Origin of the sequence: Bacillus cereus group sp. Bc031 (assembly GCF_027716265.1) — a bacterium.
GTDB classification, from domain to species: domain Bacteria; phylum Bacillota; class Bacilli; order Bacillales; family Bacillaceae_G; genus Bacillus_A; species Bacillus_A paranthracis.
Map to the genome: position 1 here is coordinate 1 of NZ_JAQFUL010000226.1, position 554 is coordinate 554.

Genomic DNA, 554 nt, shown 5'->3' on the forward strand with positions numbered 1-554 from the left:
CAAAACCTGAAGCCAACATCTGATGAAAACGCTGCTCAATTCGCTGATGGAGCAGTTCACGGCTCGCCGGGGCGATAGCAAACTGATGCACCTGATACGGCAAAGCATCTCCTGACGTTTGCGTCAGCTCCGTTAAAGTTTTACCCGAAATGAAAAAAACTTCCAGTGCCCGGGAAAGTCTTTGCGGATCATTTGGATGAATACGCGCCGCAGCCACCGGATCTATTTCCTGAAGCTGTCGGTGTAACGCGTCCCACCCATGCTCTGCCGCCAGCTGCTCAATTCTGGCCCTGACTTCCGGATCTGCCGACGGTAACGGCGACAGCCCTTCAAGCAAGGCTTTGAAATATAACATTGTGCCGCCCACCAGCAGCGGAATACGCCCCGCGGCGGTGATATCGGCCATCTCGGCTAACGCATCGCGGCGAAAATCCGCAGCAGAGTACGCCTGGGACGGATCGCGGATATCCAGCAACCGGTGCGGCGCGGCCTGTAATTCATCTGCATCAGGCTTGGCTGTACCGATATCCATCCCCTTGGAAATAAGGGCGGCA

Annotated in this window: 1 protein-coding gene; it reads right to left on the bottom strand. The window is 55.8% G+C overall.

Annotation, left to right across the window (positions count from 1 at the left end):
* A partial coding sequence (miaA, locus tag PDQ33_RS29015) for a tRNA (adenosine(37)-N6)-dimethylallyltransferase MiaA (RefSeq protein ID WP_270787892.1) occupies positions 1 to 532 on the bottom strand: 532 nt, incomplete at its 3' end.
* Positions 533 to 554: the final 22 nt, after the last annotated feature.